This window comes from Legionella pneumophila subsp. fraseri, assembly GCF_000586315.1.
In the GTDB taxonomy this organism is placed as follows: Bacteria; Pseudomonadota; Gammaproteobacteria; order Legionellales; family Legionellaceae; genus Legionella; species Legionella pneumophila_B.
The window spans coordinates 1-17,350 of the sequence record NZ_JFIM01000045.1 but is presented as its reverse complement, the minus strand read 5'-3'; the positions used below and the strand labels follow the sequence as shown (position 1 = coordinate 17,350).

Here is a 17,350-nt window from a genome sequence, read left to right as displayed (position 1 = left end):
TTTCAGGCAGCAAAGGGGATCAGTTTATAGTCAGCAATGACATCTGACCACCAAAGACCATTACAAACTCTTATAAATCAAGGGATTAAAGGGCTTCACTACTCAAGAACTAACAGAATTATAAAACAACATTATATGGGTCTTTCCCGGGTCTTTGTTGGGGTAGAGCCCATAAATCCAGGCAGTACGCCTAATTTGATGGTCTGTTTCCCATGCTTTATTGGTTCTCGGATTATGAAAGACATGCTTACCTTTCTTAAAAGTAAACTCCTTCTGTGCTATTAATGTCTCGATAGCTGGTTCAAGCAGCATTACTTCTCGTTCCCCAGCTTCTGTTTTAGTACCCTTAAGTCGCTTTCTAACTATTGCGCGTGAAACCTTAACCGTTCCACGTTTTAAATCAATATCCTGCCACTCCAATGCCAATAATTCTGAGGTACGAAGTCCAGTAAAAAAAGCAAATTGAAACAGATTTTTTATCTGGGGATGATGAGCGGCCTCAAGGAACATCAAGAGCCCTTGTAATTCATGGGGTTAAAGCTATTTTTCTCTCTATTAAAGTTGTCTTTTGTGGTCTCCTTTTGGCTCAAAAATCACCCAAAAAATGCCCAAAATTTTTGAAAAAGTACCCAAAATCTACCCAAAAAATTGTATGGAATTAAAATGATAAATTGCAATTTAGCTACTTTTATTTTTGTTTGCATCAAAATTGGAACCCACGAGTGGGTATTCAATAGACTGGAGCTATTAATGAACACTATATGGTCATTATTTTTAACTAGTATTCCTGTTGCAAGATTAGCTAATATTTTAAATTTATAAAATTTGCTTGTTTGTTAAAGCTATCTGCTCAAGATTTTTAGTTGAGTAGTACTTGGAATATCCTGACATAAATCCCAAAGCATGTACAATAACCATTAAGTTAATAATTATTTTTAATATTATAGGAGCAATAGATAAAGATTTTATGAAACTCAAAGAGTTAGCAGTTTTTTAGGTTTGATAAAATATATTACTGATGAGCAAAACAAGCAGAAACGGGTTGGTAAAATCAGCATATCAAATTGTAACAGCGTTGATCCCAGCTGGGCTGTTTATGAAGTCCTGGCCACACAGGCCAAAAACCAAAGAGCCAAACGCGATAAAACTTACCATACTTATATACTTTGCCCCAGGGGAAAATCCTACTGAAGAAGTATTGAAATCGATAGAAGAAAGCGCGGTATCGTCTATAGGGTTTAATGAACATCAACGAACCAGCGCTATTCATGTGATACTGACAACCTTCATATTTTAGCCATTAATAAGATTCATCCTAAAACCTTTAATATGATTGAGCCTTATAAAGCTTATAGGGTTTTTGCCGAAGTGGCATTGAAACTGGAAATTGAGCTTGGACTTGAAATAACCAATCATCGGACACGAAAGGTACGCTCAGAAAATTTAAGATTGGAGATCAGAAGGAATCTGATTCTTTACAACGATTTTTATTAACTAGGTTTCCTTAAATTAATAATTTAGATATACAAGACTCATCTTACAAAACCCTAGAAATAATTTCTGAATAAAATTAAAGAAATGGCTTTAGAAGAAGAGGCATGCCCCGGAGAAAACTAATAATAATATTATGAAAAATAAAGATTATATTTATAATTTTGATTGTTTTGATTAATAATAAAAGGTGATTTATGACAGAAAAACGAAAGAGTAAAAAGTTATTCTTCTAAGCATCTCAGAAAAAAGAGAGGTGGCTCGTATGCATCAGATTTCCAAAAGACGTTAAAGAGAAAAACTTTGTAAACAAGCTGAAATCGATTATAAGGGAAGAAGGAAGCAATGAGGATGCAGTTAAATATTATCTGTATACACTTTCAGATATAAAATGGAGCGATTATGAGAAAGATTTGGACTATGCTGAGTTGATTGATGATATCTTTGAAGGTTTAAATCAAGCTCCTTTAGAGGGAGCCGCACAAATCTTTTTCACTGAAGAAACAAAAAATAGGATATTGGAAGTTGAAAAAAAATTAAGCTGACGAAACCGTTGATGAAAGATGACGATTTATTCGGGTCACAATTTGAAGAAATTGATTATTTGATGTAAACAGTAAAATTTTTTAATAAGGAAATGAAATGCATGCTGTAAGAGGTGAACGAAAGGGGATAGTTTATCTACATTGGTTAAATGCAATAACTACATTCAGTTTTGCTATTTTATTTTCATCATTATCTCTATATTTAACAAAGAACATTGGCTTAACTCAAATGCAATCCAATGGGGTCGTAGGATTTTTTCTAGCATCAAATTTTATTTTACATTTTGTAGCGGGCTACATTGGGGATAGATTTTTAAGTAATCGATTACTATTTGCCATTTCAACACTCATACAAACCCTAGGTCTAATAGTGCTTAATTTTTCTGATTCTTTTGTGTATTTAGGGTTAAGCTTATTTCTCATAGGGTGTGGATTAGGATCTACATGTATTAACTGCCTTATTACTCAACAATTTACTAGTCACGAAAATGAGTTGAGAGAAAGAGCATTTTTTCATAATTACAGTGCGATGAATATAGGGTTCCTCTCGGGTTATGTCATGAGCGGGTTTATTGATATTCACGATAGATACGATCATTTATTTGAAGTAAGTAATTTGATTAATTTAATTACAGTGTTTTTCATTATTAAATCTTGGAGATATTTTGCAAAAAATAAAGTAAATACCAGGGAGGAGATAAAGAGGGATAGACTTGGATTGATATTAATCATACTTATTATACCTATCCTTTTAGCAGGATTTTATTATTCTTGGTTAGCAAATGGTCTCATACTCTTTATTGGTGCTGCGGCTTTATTCTATATCACATTACTTGGACGTAGTTTAAGTACGCCTAATGCTCGAAAAAAAATTTATTCTTTTGTATTTCTAACTGGAAGTTCAATTGTATTTTGGATGCTTTATTTTGTTGGACCGATGGGCGTTACTCAATTTTTGAAGTATAACGTGAATATCTACATAGGCTCTTATTATATTCCTCCACAATGGTTAATGAATTTAAACTCCATCTTTGTAATTATTGGCTCACCTATAGTAATCACACTATTTGATAGACTAAGAAAGAAACACATCATCATTTCGATATCAAAACAATTTATGTGTTCCTTATTGTTTATTGCATTGTCGTTTTTAACATTAACTGTTGGCATAGTAAATTGTGGTGCTGATGGATTAACTACCATGGTTTGGATTGTTGTGCATTATCTTCTTCAAGCGGTAGGGGAGTTGCTTATTGCTCCTGTTGGTTACGCGATGATAGGAAGTCTTGCACCAGAAAAATTACAAGGACTTATGATGGGGATATGGATGATGTCTTCAGGAATAGCAGCTACATTATCGAATTATTTTTCTAATTTAATGACTCAATCTGAATCATTGAATCCTCTGATTAGTAATGAACACTATATGAGCGCATTTACCCAGCTAGGTCTTTATGCCATTGTTGGTGCATTTATCCTCTGGTTTTGTTCTAAAACGATTGAGAACAGTATACAAAAAACTTCGGTCGAAGCGATCGAAGGAATAACATAATCTATCGTAACGATAATTCAGCCTATAATTTGGATAGTTTCGTTTCTTCTTGAGCTTGTTAAAGCCTAAATAATAAATCGAATTATTCATAATACGCCCATGTGAAAAAATGTTACCTAATTAACCCTGATGTGGCCAGCATATAAATTAACTGAGGCGTAGTTTTACAATTAAAACTTGTTTTTAAGTCACTGAGTCGATAAAGAATGTACCTTTTTGACTTTTTTGTATCTTCGGCAATGTCATTCACATGGCAGCCGTTGACTATCATTTTTAAAATTTGATTATCCACATGATCGATTGTCATTTAAAACTCCGTTTTTATTTAAAATGCATTCCATGTGACATAATTTATAACCTGAAATGCAATAATGCAATAAAAATAATTATTTTTACCAATAAATTTTATTACATGAAAGACAGTTTTATTGAATACACCTATTTTCTCTTGTATGATTCAGTTAAATAATAGGATTTTATATAGATGCCATATGAGTGAATTATCGTGGGATAAGGTAAAAACGGACATAGCTCGGATTAACAAACGCCTCTATGAAGTATTAGAAACCATAGACGGTATTCAAAATATGCTTTTTACTGTGCTGGAATATCAGTATGGGCAAACCATCGCAGATGAGCACCATTTTTATTTACCTAATACTGGTGGGAAGTTGCCTTCAGTTCCTTTTTCAATGGTTTTAGAAAAAAATCTTGAAATGTTTATTGAATTTAAAGGGAAGTCGAGTACACACCAAGTCTATAGAGAGGGCGATTTTTTAAGTGTTAGTTCACTTTATAATGCTTCAAATACTCATCATCCCACAGATATATTGCAAATATCGTCAGGCGCAAGGAATATATTCTTATTATGTCCTGTGGCAGATGCAAGGCCTCATGCTAATTTAGAAAAATATTTTAAGGCAGATATTCCTGTTCCAGATGATCTTGGAAATCATTATTTAACCTTTAAGAGCCTATGTGACGCAGCTAATTGTAACTGGCGTTCAAGATTATTAGTATTTCCCTCTGAAATTGTAACTTTAATTAAAGAAAATAAATTACCTGCTCTTTTGAGTTTAGTCATGGAGTTCGATTCTAATCAGACAGGGTATTATGCAAACTTGCCTTTTTATAATTATCTAATGGCCTATGTCCGAGCCAATAATCCTGAAATATCCCAAAATGAATTTACTAATAATGCGATTAGTCAATTGATTACTATAGGAACTGGCCAAGTTCCTGGCTACGGTTTGGCTGTTGGTGATGATTTGCTGCCCTTAGATTTTATTGTTGAGGTATATCGCGATATATATAAATCCAAATACACTCCTTTTGTTATGGAGCCTGTTCATTTTGATAAAAATAAAAACAATCCTGTTTTTTATTCAATACTCAAAGAAGAGATGGCCTTTAAACCTACATCATTTTCGAATAAACCACAACGCTGTGAATTAATATACGATACTTACTTACAATATGCGGATCATATAAATAAATTGGGTCATTTCAAGAGTACGCCGTTTTTTGAAAGTGCAACAAATCTGGATTTAACGCTTTTTCATGAAAAGAATAACCAAGTGACTAATAACCTATTTAAGTTACCTCGAGAGACAATTTTTTCTTACGATCCTCGGTTTTTAGAAGTAACAAATAAACTTGGTTATTCAGTTGATCAGTTTCCTTCAAAAACAACATTTTTAGTCGGATGTTTTGGTATTAAATATAATGAAAATAAAAACACTCTTATGCATTGATCCTCTTCAGGATTATGAATTAATTGATTGTGATCTGCTACTGCAATTAGGCATTATTCCTCTTTTTTTAATTAATGATGTATCTAAATCGGTTAAAGATAGGAAAAATGTATTAGTAAACTCATTTTCTTTTGAAGAGCTATTTGCTATTTGTGATTCGATTAGTCCAGATTATATTGTTTGTTTTTCGGAAGATATGTTTGTTGATATAGCAAGAATCAGAGAAAATCTAAATATTGCAGGTATGAGTTTCAATACATCGATGCTACTAAGTCATAAAGATCTCATGTATCAAAAATTGGATGGTTTATTTTCATATCCTAAAACAACTACATTGATTGAATCTCCAAACTTAAAATTAATCAAAGAAAAGGTAGGTGCTCAGGAGGTTTTTGTTAAACCAATTAATTCCTCTGGGTCCTATGAGACATATCATATTAAAACCGAAGAGGAGTTTTGTAATTTTTTAACAAATAAGAAAGAGAGTGCTGAAAATTATATCGCTCAAGCTTATGTAGCAAATGATTTATATCATTCAGAATTGGCAGTATTTGAAGGGAATATATTATTTGTTGAAGCCAGAAAATATACTAGCCCAAATCATTTAATGGTTAGTAAAAATTTACCTATATTTAGCTTGAATATTTTGAATGCACACCAACGACAATCAATTATCGATGCTTCAATTAAAGTGTGCCAATTATTAGAATTCAATAATGGGGTACTTCATACTGAGTTTTTCATGAATGAGGATGGCCACATTCAATTTATCGAAACTAATGCAAGACCTCCAGGTATTGGTTTAAATAAGTTGTACCAGAGGAAATATTCCATAAGTCTTGAAACAATTTTATGTTGTATTGTTTGTGGAGTTGAGCCTCCTGGCTTCGTAGAGAATAAAAGCCATTTTGTTTGCGGTTATTTTCCTAGAAAGAAAGGGATTATAAAAAAAATTAACAAACCTCAACTTTCTGTACAAAATGAATGGACACTTTTTGCCAGGCCTGATGATACAAGCGAACAAATGGCGCACATGTCTAAGTCAGCGATGGTTCTTTGTTGGGACGACTCTATTATTGAAATAAACAAAACAGGAAGTTTTCTTGCTGAACAAGATATCGTAGAAGTATATTGATTTCAAAAATGAATTATAGCCGCATTTTGGCGGCTGATGAGTTTTTAGTGAGGTCTTTAAACAGTTGTTCGTTCATATTTTCATCACAATTGTTAAATATAAATAAATTATATATGTCGTTTATATAAAAATCTACAGGTTATAAAAATGTATGAATATCAATTAATAGAGTTTAATTCAGATAGAAAAAAAATCCAATTAGTTTCCAATAAATCCAATTTGCAACAAGTATTAACAGAATTTTATAAAGAGAATTTTGAAAAGATGTTTGATGAAGGGGGTTGTTCGAAGGGATACATTTCGGTATTTGTTAACTCAGAGCAGATATCATCCATCAAAGACATTACTCTTAATCCTAATGATGAGATCTGTATTGTTACCTCTATTTCAGGGGGGTAGGAGAGTGGATAGATACAAACGCCAAATTTCCGTTATTGGTGAGCAAGGTCAAAAACTAATAAATAATGCAGCAATTATGATCATTGGGCTTGGCGGAATAGGGAGTCCCGTTGCTCAATATCTTGCCGCAGCTGGAGTTGGGAAGTTAATTCTTGTCGATGATGATAAAGTGGATCTTTCTAATTTGCATAGACAAATTTTATTTAATGAAGCCCATATTGGGTGTTACAAAGCGGAAAAAGCGAAAGATGTCTTAAGTAATGTTAATGAAAATGTGGTTATAGAGACACACACTAAAAAATTTGATGTAGATTTTGGTTATTCTTCAGTATCAGATGTTGATCTGATCATTGATGGTACAGATAATTTTGAAACGAGATACCTGATTAACGATATCTGCGTTTTAAAGAATAAAGTATTTATAAGCTGTAGTATTTTGGTCAATATAATCCAGCTTGTTTTATTTGATACAAAGCAGCTTTGTTATCGTTGTCTATACCCCAATCCACCACCTATAGGTGTAGTTCCTAATTGTTCTGAAGCAGGTGTGTTAGGCACGGTGACAGGAATAGCTGGAACTATGGCTGCTAATCTTGCTTTAAATTATTTACTTAAGATAGAGAATGAGAAAGTACCACAGATGCGAATAGTTGATGCAAAAAACTTCAATATCTCTTCCATGCCCATAAAGCAAAATAATAACTGTTTTGCATGTAAACAAAGAAAAATCAGCTTAAGGCATCTGCAAAATCAATGCGCTGATTATGCAATTACCCTGGACCAGCTTGATAGAACCAAACATTTTCTGGTTGATATAAGACAAAAAGAAGAACGAAAGCTTGCTAAATTAGATGATGATTTATTTTTTCCTATCAAAGAGAATACTGATTATTCGTTTTTCCTATCTTATGAAGATAAAAAGTTGGTATTCTATTGTGCATCAGGGTATCGAAGTAAATTATTTGTATCAGAACTTAGAACCTTAGGCGTTGATGCCTATTATCTTAATGAAAGGCTTTCTAAATGATTTTTGAGTATACAGATACGTCTTTAAGAGTTCGCAATTACGGCGAAACACTAAGCATATTGACTCCTTTCAAGAAGCTGGCGGGCATTACACGATTAGCTGATTTAACCCATTTAGATTATGCGGCGCTTCCTGTCTACACCGCAATAAGGCCTAGAGCAAAATCGATAACCACGAGTCAGGGAAAAGGATTAACAAAAGTAGCGGCTCAGTGCTCAGCATTGATGGAGTCCATAGAAGTATATTTTGCTGAAGAATTAGTCCCACAAGTAACTAATAAGTCAGAGCTTGAGTTAGTTCAACGTAAAGCTATTTTTTTACCAATAAATCATCTTTCAAAGTCTGTACATTTTAGTGATTCATCACGCCCAATGAATTGGGTACAAACTGAATTAGTATTTGCAGAAAAGACCATTCTCGTGCCTTTTGCTGAGTATTCACTAAATTCTTATTTGCCAGAAGTATTGATTTACTCTCCTGATACAACTGGACTTGCGGGGGGAAATAATTATAAAGAGGCTCTTTTACACGGAATTCTAGAGGTAATAGAACGACAAAATGCACAGCAGATATTTGAGGTTGCTTTAGTTAATCTCAAGATATTAAAAAATATAATAAAAAAATTTGATTGTCATATTTACTTTCATGAAAATACCTATGAAATTCCTTCGTTTGAGGTATTGATTAAATCAAAAAATCCTTTTGAAAATCAAATACTATTTAAAGGCGCTGGATGTCATCTCAATAAACAAATAGCTTTAAATCGTGCACTGACTGAGGCCATTCAATCGAGAGTAACTACAATAGCAGGCTCGCGCGATGACTTGACTCATACTAAGTATGATTTTAAAACTAATGAGTTTCCTGTTGTCATAGATAAAAAGGGGTTTGCTGAGTTGCCCAATTATTCGGTAGAGACGATAGAGGATGCCCTTTCGGTTCTGTTTGAAAAGATTAAGAGGAAGAATCAGGATATTTTAGTTTATAAATACTATGACAAAGAAATATGCATTTTAAAAGTAAAACTAGTTTCTATGGATTTGATAAGTCATGCATGAAACAGTCGTTTTTTTAGAAACTTCCTTAGCCTATCAAGAGGCGATGCATCTACTTCCCCACGCGACGTATTTATCTTCAATCAAAAAAGGAGATGTGCTTAAAGCAATAAAAGCAGGGTATAAACGGATAGTTATCATCGATGGAAATTTTTCCTGGGTTCCTTCTGTATGGCATAAAGAAATATTAACAGCATTAGACTACGGTATTGAGGTTTGGGGAGCGGCTTCAATGGGTGCTTTGAGAGCCGCGGAGCTGGATTCTTTTGGTATGAGGGGGCATGGACGAATATATGAGATGTATAAAAATGAAGAAATAGATGGTGACGATGAAGTAGCTATTGCTTATTCTAAATTCAATAACTTGCAAACTATTCCTTTAATCAATATCCGTTTAACGCTTGAACTACTAAATATTACTAATAAAAAAGAGGTTTTAAATTTGTTACGCTCCATTTTTTATGCTGAAAGAACATGGGAGAAAGTTGCTCAGCACGTGCCAGTTGGGCTTTATGACTTGATTAAGTCAAATTATATGGATGTAAAAAAGGAAGATGCAAAGTCATTATTGTTTTTTTTAAGTCAACAAAACACTCCTTCTTTGGTCTTTGATTTGGATACAAAAAAAAGAGAATTTACTCTTTTTGAAAAAAAATTAATTGAATGTACTTTATCACCCATTTGGGCGAATCTTGCCCATGGTGAGCAAGAAGCGGGTGAGGTGGAGCAACAGCGGGCTGAAAATATTCTTAAATTACTCTCAATTTCAGAAACAAAAAAGAATACGCTCCATTATCAACACTTACTATCTCTTCTCGATGAGCAAACGTACACAATCACAGAGTATGAACTTATATATCAGGTTGAACAATTTAGAGAGGAGTATAATTTGCTAAAAGGAGAGGATTTTTTTAATTGGTTAAAAGACCGGGAGTTGCATGATTCTAACCTGGAACAGGTCTTTACCGATTATGTAAAACTTACTAAACACTTACTGATTAACTACGATTTTAATAGATATTTTAATTAATCGATTCATCCTAAAAAAATATTTTCACTTTTTTCTTATCTTTGCACCTAGGTGAATGCACCTGATCTTAAATGATGATTTAATAGCATTATCGCTCATCAGAATAAACCATGATGAATGTAGAACAAGAGGTATTTGATATTTAGAAAGCTGTATTTTGTGTTTGCAAAAAGCAGCTATAGAAATTGGTGGCTTTGAATTTGATAAACATATGCAAGCAGCAGCTTTCTCCTATTCACTATTAAAACGGGAGCAATTGTATTGCCATGACCTTTAGAACAATTTCATCACTAAATAATAACTCAAGAAGAGGACAATGAGATTCATTTTTATTTATAGTCAATTTGCCGAACCTAAACTAACTTGGATGATTTGTGAATAATCTCAAAGAGATACAAGAAAACCGTAAAGTGTTTTTTCTTTTAAAAGAGGAGCAACTGGTGCAGCAATTAATAATTAAAAGCTTGTTAAAAGAACATTATATGATTGAGGAATTAGCCCAAATTATAGGGAGCCAAGTTGCAACAATACTTAGTGTCCAAAAAGGGAAATCTAAGCTTGAGCAGCACACTTTAAACAACTTAATTCATTTATTTTATCAAGTGAATAATTAAGCAATCTCATACTTATTCAAAGCAGGAGGATAAAGAACTTAGAGAAAAATACAGTTTTACAAAAATAATAATTAAAAGGAGAAATAAAATGAAACAAAAATTAATTGAGAAAATCCTACACAAAAAAATGGCGGCATTTGAAATGACTAAATGTGTTCAATGTACCAGAAAATGCCATCCTTGTATCGGTTGCGCTTAATTATAAGGATTGAAAATGGTACCAGTTCTTAAGCATTTACTTAGTTATCGTAATAAGAATGTATTAGAGCGCTATACAAAGGATTATCCGAATAACCGCTTAACTTCTGAAGAAGCTTTTCAGGAATTAATGAAGTTTTTTTGGTTGTCCTTAAAGCACAAAGCTGAAAAGCTTTGTGCGCCAACCAATACTGAATTGGATTTTATTTGCGGCATACATTCCGAGATGAAAGAAATTGATGATATGTGGCATACATTTTTATTATTTACAAAAGACTACGCTGCATTTTGTAAGAATTATCTAGATATTTTTTTTCATCATTCTCCAACCACTAATGAACAAAAATTAGAGGTTAATAAACAAGATTTTGCAAACGATTTTTCTAAATTCTTATCCTTTACTTATGATTATCTGGGCGAGGAAACAGTGCAAAAATGGTTTGGAGTATTGGCAGAATAATATGGATATACAATTAAATACAATAAAGCAATCCAAACGAATTTATATACTTTCTTTACAACAAGAGCTCATCGATAAATATCTTGGCGCAGTAAAAAATATTTCTCTATCCGATATAGACTATATTCCCTATTTTCGTTTTTTAATGGCTAAGGAGTTTGAATTACTTTTTCATCTTCAAGCGATGCTTCTTAATATCTTAAAAGATTATGAGCATGGCGGTATTATGATTCATTGTGGCGATTTAAGCGAATCAAACTATATCAAAATGTCCATTGCAGTCTCTTATCTTTTAGGTCATCCGGATATAGACCCTCTTTCTGGTAAGCATTACGCGATTTTCACTGTAAAGCATACAGATAATCAAGTTCCTAATTTGTTCCGGCCCTATGAGCAATTTAAAATGCATACTGATGGTGCTTATATGAATAAAGTACCTGATTGGATATTTTTTATGAAAATGGATGAAATTGCGGCAGCGGGAGGACGAACTCGATTATTACATATTGCTGACTGGGAGGAATACGAACAATTTTATAAGATGATGGATAAAAAAGTGTTTAGATTTTTTTCTACTCCAAGTTCATCTAAAAGTAGTTCTAGGTATCAATGTGGTAATGAAGATAGCATCTATGCCATGTTTTTAGAAACCAAAGATAAAGAGAAATCAATACGGTTTGTTGATCGATTTGTTTATCCCCACAATATAGAGGAGGCGGAGCAAATTTATCAAATACAACACTCTTTAGAAGCCTCAAACCATATCCTAGAAATTGATATTCCTATTGGTAGTATTTTACTAATTAACAACCGTTTTTGGTTGCATGGTCGAATGGAGTTTCAAAAAAATAGCGCTTTATCCAGAACGCTAATGCGGCAACGAGGCAGCTTTCATGCCAATGACGCAACCTTATATTGATTCTCCCTTATTAGGATAATAGATGCACCATAAAGACGAACTTAATTTTAAAGCGACTGGCACCATAACGATGGCCGTACTGTGCAGTAGGATTTTAGGTGTCATTCGTGAAGTGTTATTAAATGATCTTTTTGGTGCTGGTTTAATGGGTATATTTTTAGTTGCTTTTCGTGTCCCTAATTTGCTTCGAGATCTCTTTGCTGAAGGGGTTTTGTCTATTTCATTTATTACTGTTTTTTCAAAAACCATAGAAAAGAAAGGGGAACAAGCTGCTTGGCAACTTGCCTCTAAGATATTTACTTTAACCTCTGTGATAATGGGACTAATTAGTTTATTAGGAATTGTATACGCAAAAAATATTATTAGGGCTTTAACCCCGGGTTTTTCAGAAGAAAGTATCGTTACTACCATTTTTTTAACACAGATAATGTATCCCTTTATTTTTTTTATCAGTCTGTCTGCGCTAATAATGGGCCTGTTAAATGTAAAGAATATTTTTGGTATTCCCGCATTAGCTTCTAGTTTTTTTAATATAGGCTCCATTATTGGAGGTGCTTTGATAGGATGGATCATTGATTCTCATTTTGGTATACCTGCCCTTGCTGGGCTTGCCATAGGGACATTATTAGGTGGCGCATTACAATTATTAGTACAACTTCCTAGTTTATGGGGTATAGGTTATCGCTTTAAGCCCGATTTTCGGTGGAATGATACGGAAGTACGACAGGTATGCGCTTTAACGATCCCAGGCATTATAGCAGCAAGTGCTGTTCAAATTAATGTTTGCATTAGCTCTATGTTCTCGTCTTATCTTGGCGCAGAAGCAGTGACTTGGTTAAATAGTGCCTTTCGTTTAGTGCAATTTCCCATTGGCATTTTTGGGGTCGCGGTTTCTACGATTACCTTACCTATACTTTCTCGTATTGCGGTAAGAAACGATGATAATCTCCTAGGCGATACATTAAGTAAGGCCTTAAGATTCGTTGTCTTTCTTACTATGCCCGTTGTTCTATTCTTCTTTATTTTTGCTCAGCCTCTTGTGAGCCTTATTTATGAGCATGGCAAATTTACTCCCCAAGACTCAATTCAAACTGCCCTTGCTTTACAAGCTTATGCTATAGGACTTATTGCTTATTCATGCATTAAGGTGCTTGCTCCTGCATTTTATGCGATTAATAAAAAATGGGTGCCTATGATGGTAAGTTTTACTGCTGTTCTTCTGAATAGTTCTTTAAACTATTTATTTATTTTTAAATTAGGAATGGGGCATAAAAGCTTAGCACTTGCTACCGCTCTTTCTGCTCTAGTAAATGGTGCAATTTTATTCTGTCTTTTTGCACGTTTATATAATATACAATTTAAACTATTTATTAGTAATCTCATTTACAGTGGAATTGCCTCAACTATAGTGACTGGTCTCGGTTTAATTATTTTAACTCATGGGGTGGGGCTAATTTACAGTCCGATATTTTTTATTAGAGTAATTTCCCTCCTTAGTAGTTTTATCATTTTAGGAAGCATCTATTTGTCTATAAGTTTATTTTTCAAATTGGAAGGAGCTCTTATTATCTATGATGCAGTATCACAACAAATAAGACGATACTTAAAGGGATTTCGACCAGCGAGTCCTGAAGATAGAGCCATCAACAACTGATTATCGTTTGAAATTTGAAGCTGAAGAGCATTTAGATCTTCGGCCGGGATCCTGTTAAAAAAGGGTCATGTTCAATTTTAATCTTTATAAATGCTAAACTCTAATAGCATTGTTTTTCGTGACCTGGACAATTTGAAAATGCTATAGGGTTAATGTTCTTCCTGAAGTAAGCTGATAAAATAGATAGATCATCTTTACTATACTTGACTCCTTCAGCAGCAAGCTGGTTTAGCACATTAGTTGTATTGGCATCTGTGGAACATCACAGCATTAGCAACCATCCTGCCAAATGCGATAATTTTTTGCTGAACTATACTATTGTTTTCTTGAATAATACTGTCTTTATCAAAGGTGATCCAGCGTTATATGCGCTTCAGGAACAAGCTAAAAGCAAGGGAATAGGTTTGTGGTCGGAAAAATCCCCCATCCCTCCTTGGATATTCAGACATAATTAGTCTATGTTCCCCTGAGGTGACCGCATTACAACTTTTATTGGAAAACAAATAAAAATGGCGTCAGGAAAACGTTCATTAATATTATTTTCCATTCTGACAAGTTAACGATAAAATCATATTTTAAGACATAGAATTAATGCAGAGGTTCCGTGTCAGAAATCGTTATATATACAGCTAAAGATGGGCATATTGAGTTGGATGTCAATCTAGCCAATGAGACGGTTTGGCTTACCCTGAATCAAATCTCCCAACTATTTCAACGCGATAAATCTGTTATTTCACGGCATTTGAATAATATCTTTAAATCTAATGAATTGGAGCCAGAAGCAACTGTTGCAAAATTTGCAACAGTTCAAAAAGAAGGCAGTCGTGAAATTGAACGTACCATAGAATATTATAACTTAGATGCAATTATCTCTATTGGCTACAGAGTAAACTCCAAAGAAGGGGTTCAATTTAGGAAATGGGCTAGCAATATATTAAAAGAACATCTGATTCGCGGATATACAACTAACGAAAAGCGCTTAAATCAACAAGGTATCCATGAATTACAGCAAACCGTAGAGCTATTACAAAAAACATTAATTAATCACGACTTGGTTAATGATCTAGGCCGAGAAGCCATTCAAATAATTTTAGCTTATTCGAAAACTTGGGATTTGCTCTTGGCTTATGATGAAGGCGAGCTGAAGTTACCAACAATAGGTAAACCAACAACATCCAAATTAACTTATCAAATAGCTTTATCAGCAATTAGGTCATTAAAACAAGAGTTAGGCGCGCGGAATGAAGCAACAGAATTGTTTGGGAAAGAGTAGGATGGTGGGTTAGATAGTATTTTAAATAATATCGAACAGACTTTTGGAGGAGAGCCTTTATATAAAACACCGGAAGAAAAAGCCGCTCATTTGTTATATTTCATTATCAAAGATCACCCATTCACGGATGGAAATAAACGAATTGGGAGCTTCCTATTTTTGCTATATCTGAAGTCACAAAATTTACCCATTAAATTCAATGAAAATGGCTTAATTGCTCTTGCCTTACTGGTTGCAGAAAGTAACCCAAATCAGAAAGATATTCTTATTCGTCTTGTTGTTAATCTACTTATTGATTAAAAAAACAGCTCTCTTAAAGCTTGAAGAATCTGCGGGTTTATTCACTAACAATAAATGACAATCAAAGACAATACGAACAGAGGATATTTTCTATATAGACCTAGATGCTATATGGGTTTTCATTGTATTTGATATCAAAGGCAAATCATAGGGAAGCGGACTCGATATATAAACCTGAACCATGCTATACTACAAATGTAGCAATATAATACTATTGTAGGTGACGTAATGGGAATCCCAATAAGAATTGATGAAAATATTTATAATGAGGCCAAAAAAGTTGCTGCTGCCGAATTTCGCTCTATTCCAAATCAAATAGAATATTGGGCTAAGTTAGGAAAGTGTGCATTGGATAATCCTGATTTGCCAGTTGAGTTTATAAAAGATGTTTTGCTTTCCAAGCTTCAAGATAAGTCTTTAGCGGAGCCATTTCAATTCGAGAGTGAAGGTGAGTGATGTCGAAATACGGCAAATGCCATCCTTCAAAAAGGTCTATAAGAAATTACCTGCGGCACATAAATCCATAGTGAACGAGGCTGTACGAACAATTATTAATAATCCTAAAATTGGAGAAGAGAAAAAAGGGGATTTAATTGGTGTATATGTTTATAAATTTAAAATTAATCATCAACAATTTCTCTTAGCTTACGAATGGGATCCAGCATTAAGAATTCTATTAGCACTTGGTGTACATGAAAACTTCCACCGGGATCTAAAGAGAAAGTAGTTTACTATATTTGTTATTGGGCTTATAGAAAGGGATTTAAATGAAGAATAGCTGAAGATTAAGTTAGAATATCAAAGGGTTTATTGCGGGTTTATTTGCTGACAAATCATTATCATTTATTCATTGAAACATCGTTTGGAAAGCTATCAATATGAAGGGAATTGGAAAATATTTTGGGCTTCTCTATCCAAGAATTAGCAGAATTATAAAGCAATATTATATACAAGAGGCAAAGGGCAAGATTTGACCCTCTCTTATGCTATTTTCTTTAGGATTGAGTCATGTTACAGAGGGATTAATTAATTGGTGAACTATCCCTTTTACCATAAAAATGGTACAACAAATTAAATTATTCGAGACCAAAAATTAAATAAATGGGGCATCAATTCATGTTTAATGTTTCTATTAGAAAGGCTACTCCTTCGGATGCTGAGGCGATTGCATCAGTACATGTTCATTCTTGGAAAAAAGCCTACCAACAATTTATTCCAGAAACAGTACTCAATAGTTTATCAATTCCTGAACGCAGCCAACTATGGAATGAACTACTAAATAATGGCGTAACAGTGCTTGTATTGGAAACTGACAATCAAATAATTGGGTTTGCGAGTATTTGTACATTTCGTGATAACATCGAGGATAATTCTAAAGGGGAGATTAGTGCTATTTATATACACCCCAATTTTTGGCATCAAGGATTTGGTAAGCAATTGTCTCTCGCTGCGTTAAAAACCCTGAAAGAACTTGGCTATACTGAAGCCTTGCTTTGGGTTTTATCAGATAATAATCAAGCGCGTAGCTTTTATGAAGGTATAGGCTTTCAATTAAATGATAAATCAAAACTTGAGGAGTTTTACGATGGTGGAGCGCTATTAAAGGAAGTGCTGTATAAAATGAAATTATAATCTCAACCGGCCTCTTTTCGCTTTTGGATTTTAATGACTAGACTTTGATCATTTGTTGAGACGCGAGCATAACCGAATTTATTATACCACCCTTAAAGTATGATTTTGTCCGAAAATCCTAAAAGATAGGTCATTTAGAGACAAAAAGTTTTGAGAGCAGTTTTGAAACACTATTTTTAGGGGCAAAATTAAAAATTACAATAGAGTATGGTGGTGTCCCAAAACCACATATTTTTGGTGTATTTTTTGATTATTTGCGATTATGAACCAATTGCGTATTCCGGAGGACTTGATCACTAATTCCGTTAGGCA

General features: G+C 33.7%; 17 protein-coding genes and 3 pseudogenes. 18 read left to right on the top strand and 2 right to left on the bottom strand.

Translation table 11 applies throughout. From position 1 onward, the window contains the following. Positions 1-102 precede the first annotated feature (102 nt). A pseudogene (locus CC34_RS0109790) lies at positions 103-519 on the bottom strand (tyrosine-type recombinase/integrase); the annotation flags it as partial. Positions 520-999: 480 nt separating this feature from the next. On the opposite strand from CC34_RS0109790, the pseudogene CC34_RS1000000117070 reads away from it, so the two are divergent. The 3 genes and pseudogenes from CC34_RS1000000117070 to CC34_RS0109760 form a co-directional block, all read left to right on the top strand. Then, positions 1,000-1,446 (top strand): annotated as a pseudogene (locus CC34_RS1000000117070) (relaxase/mobilization nuclease domain-containing protein); the annotation flags it as partial. Positions 1,447-1,904: 458 nt separating this feature from the next. Next, positions 1,905-2,036 carry a hypothetical protein gene (locus CC34_RS1000000117705; protein WP_258073546.1) on the top strand — a complete coding sequence of 44 codons (132 nt, stop codon included), beginning with the start codon at positions 1,905-1,907 and terminating at the stop codon, positions 2,034-2,036. Between the two features lie 97 nt (positions 2,037-2,133). Next, positions 2,134-3,588: a peptide MFS transporter gene (locus tag CC34_RS0109760; protein WP_027223252.1), complete on the top strand. Its 1,455-nt coding sequence runs from the start codon at positions 2,134-2,136 to the stop codon at positions 3,586-3,588. Positions 3,589-3,700: 112 nt separating this feature from the next. On the opposite strand, the gene CC34_RS0109755 is transcribed toward CC34_RS0109760, so the two are convergent. Further along, positions 3,701-3,895, bottom strand: a complete 195-nt coding sequence (locus CC34_RS0109755; RefSeq protein WP_014843127.1) for a hypothetical protein — start codon at positions 3,893-3,895, stop codon at positions 3,701-3,703. 121 nt (positions 3,896-4,016) lie between these two features. On the opposite strand from CC34_RS0109755, the gene CC34_RS0109750 reads away from it, so the two are divergent. From CC34_RS0109750 to CC34_RS0109675, 15 genes and pseudogenes are all read left to right on the top strand, one after another. Next, entirely contained in the window at positions 4,017-5,342 is a 1,326-nt protein-coding gene (locus tag CC34_RS0109750; protein ID WP_229309788.1) for a hypothetical protein, read from the top strand. Continuing rightward, on the top strand, positions 5,314-6,477 hold the full coding sequence (locus tag CC34_RS0109745; protein ID WP_027228021.1) for an ATP-grasp domain-containing protein: 1,164 nt from the start codon (positions 5,314-5,316) through the stop codon (positions 6,475-6,477). Before CC34_RS0109750 ends, CC34_RS0109745 begins: the two co-directional genes overlap by 29 nt. Positions 6,478-6,624: 147 nt before the next feature. After that, a complete protein-coding gene (locus CC34_RS0109740) occupies positions 6,625-6,876 on the top strand; it encodes a MoaD/ThiS family protein (RefSeq protein WP_027228020.1) in 252 nt (83 codons plus the stop codon). Between the two features lie 4 nt (positions 6,877-6,880). Continuing rightward, entirely contained in the window at positions 6,881-7,903 is a 1,023-nt protein-coding gene (locus tag CC34_RS0109735) for a HesA/MoeB/ThiF family protein (RefSeq protein ID WP_027228019.1), read from the top strand. Beyond that, positions 7,900-8,961 (top strand): YcaO-like family protein, encoded by a 1,062-nt coding sequence (locus CC34_RS0109730; RefSeq protein ID WP_027223256.1) that lies wholly within the window; start codon positions 7,900-7,902, stop codon positions 8,959-8,961. The genes CC34_RS0109735 and CC34_RS0109730 overlap by 4 nt, the downstream gene beginning before the upstream one ends. After that, positions 8,954-9,988 (top strand): TfuA-like protein, encoded by a 1,035-nt coding sequence (locus CC34_RS0109725; RefSeq protein ID WP_027228018.1) that lies wholly within the window; start codon positions 8,954-8,956, stop codon positions 9,986-9,988. The genes CC34_RS0109730 and CC34_RS0109725 overlap by 8 nt, the downstream gene beginning before the upstream one ends. A gap of 374 nt (positions 9,989-10,362) precedes the next feature. Further along, positions 10,363-10,602: a hypothetical protein gene (locus CC34_RS0109720; RefSeq protein WP_014843134.1), complete on the top strand. Its 240-nt coding sequence runs from the start codon at positions 10,363-10,365 to the stop codon at positions 10,600-10,602. 214 nt (positions 10,603-10,816) lie between these two features. Beyond that, positions 10,817-11,260 (top strand): UCP032817 domain-containing protein, encoded by a 444-nt coding sequence (locus tag CC34_RS0109710; RefSeq protein ID WP_027228017.1) that lies wholly within the window; start codon positions 10,817-10,819, stop codon positions 11,258-11,260. Between the two features lies 1 nt (position 11,261). Then, the gene (locus tag CC34_RS0109705) at positions 11,262-12,179 is read left to right on the top strand and encodes a carbon starvation induced protein CsiD (RefSeq protein WP_014843136.1); all 918 of its coding nucleotides are present in this window, start codon (positions 11,262-11,264) and stop codon (positions 12,177-12,179) included. A gap of 22 nt (positions 12,180-12,201) precedes the next feature. Next, positions 12,202-13,833 carry a murein biosynthesis integral membrane protein MurJ gene (gene murJ, locus CC34_RS0109700; RefSeq protein ID WP_027228015.1) on the top strand — a complete coding sequence of 544 codons (1,632 nt, stop codon included), beginning with the start codon at positions 12,202-12,204 and terminating at the stop codon, positions 13,831-13,833. A 604-nt stretch (positions 13,834-14,437) separates the two neighbouring features. Beyond that, positions 14,438-15,106, top strand: a complete 669-nt coding sequence (locus CC34_RS01000000116380) for a virulence RhuM family protein (protein WP_196508400.1) — start codon at positions 14,438-14,440, stop codon at positions 15,104-15,106. Between the two features lie 15 nt (positions 15,107-15,121). Further along, positions 15,122-15,406: pseudogene (locus CC34_RS1000000117810) on the top strand (type II toxin-antitoxin system death-on-curing family toxin); the annotation flags it as partial. A 228-nt stretch (positions 15,407-15,634) separates the two neighbouring features. After that, on the top strand, positions 15,635-15,862 hold the full coding sequence (locus tag CC34_RS0109685; RefSeq protein ID WP_027228014.1) for a TA system antitoxin ParD family protein: 228 nt from the start codon (positions 15,635-15,637) through the stop codon (positions 15,860-15,862). After that, positions 15,855-16,133 (top strand): type II toxin-antitoxin system RelE/ParE family toxin, encoded by a 279-nt coding sequence (locus CC34_RS0109680; RefSeq protein ID WP_027228013.1) that lies wholly within the window; start codon positions 15,855-15,857, stop codon positions 16,131-16,133. The genes CC34_RS0109685 and CC34_RS0109680 overlap by 8 nt, the downstream gene beginning before the upstream one ends. Before the next feature lie 389 nt (positions 16,134-16,522). Continuing rightward, positions 16,523-17,038, top strand: a complete 516-nt coding sequence (locus tag CC34_RS0109675) for a GNAT family N-acetyltransferase (RefSeq protein WP_027228012.1) — start codon at positions 16,523-16,525, stop codon at positions 17,036-17,038. Positions 17,039-17,350: the final 312 nt, after the last annotated feature.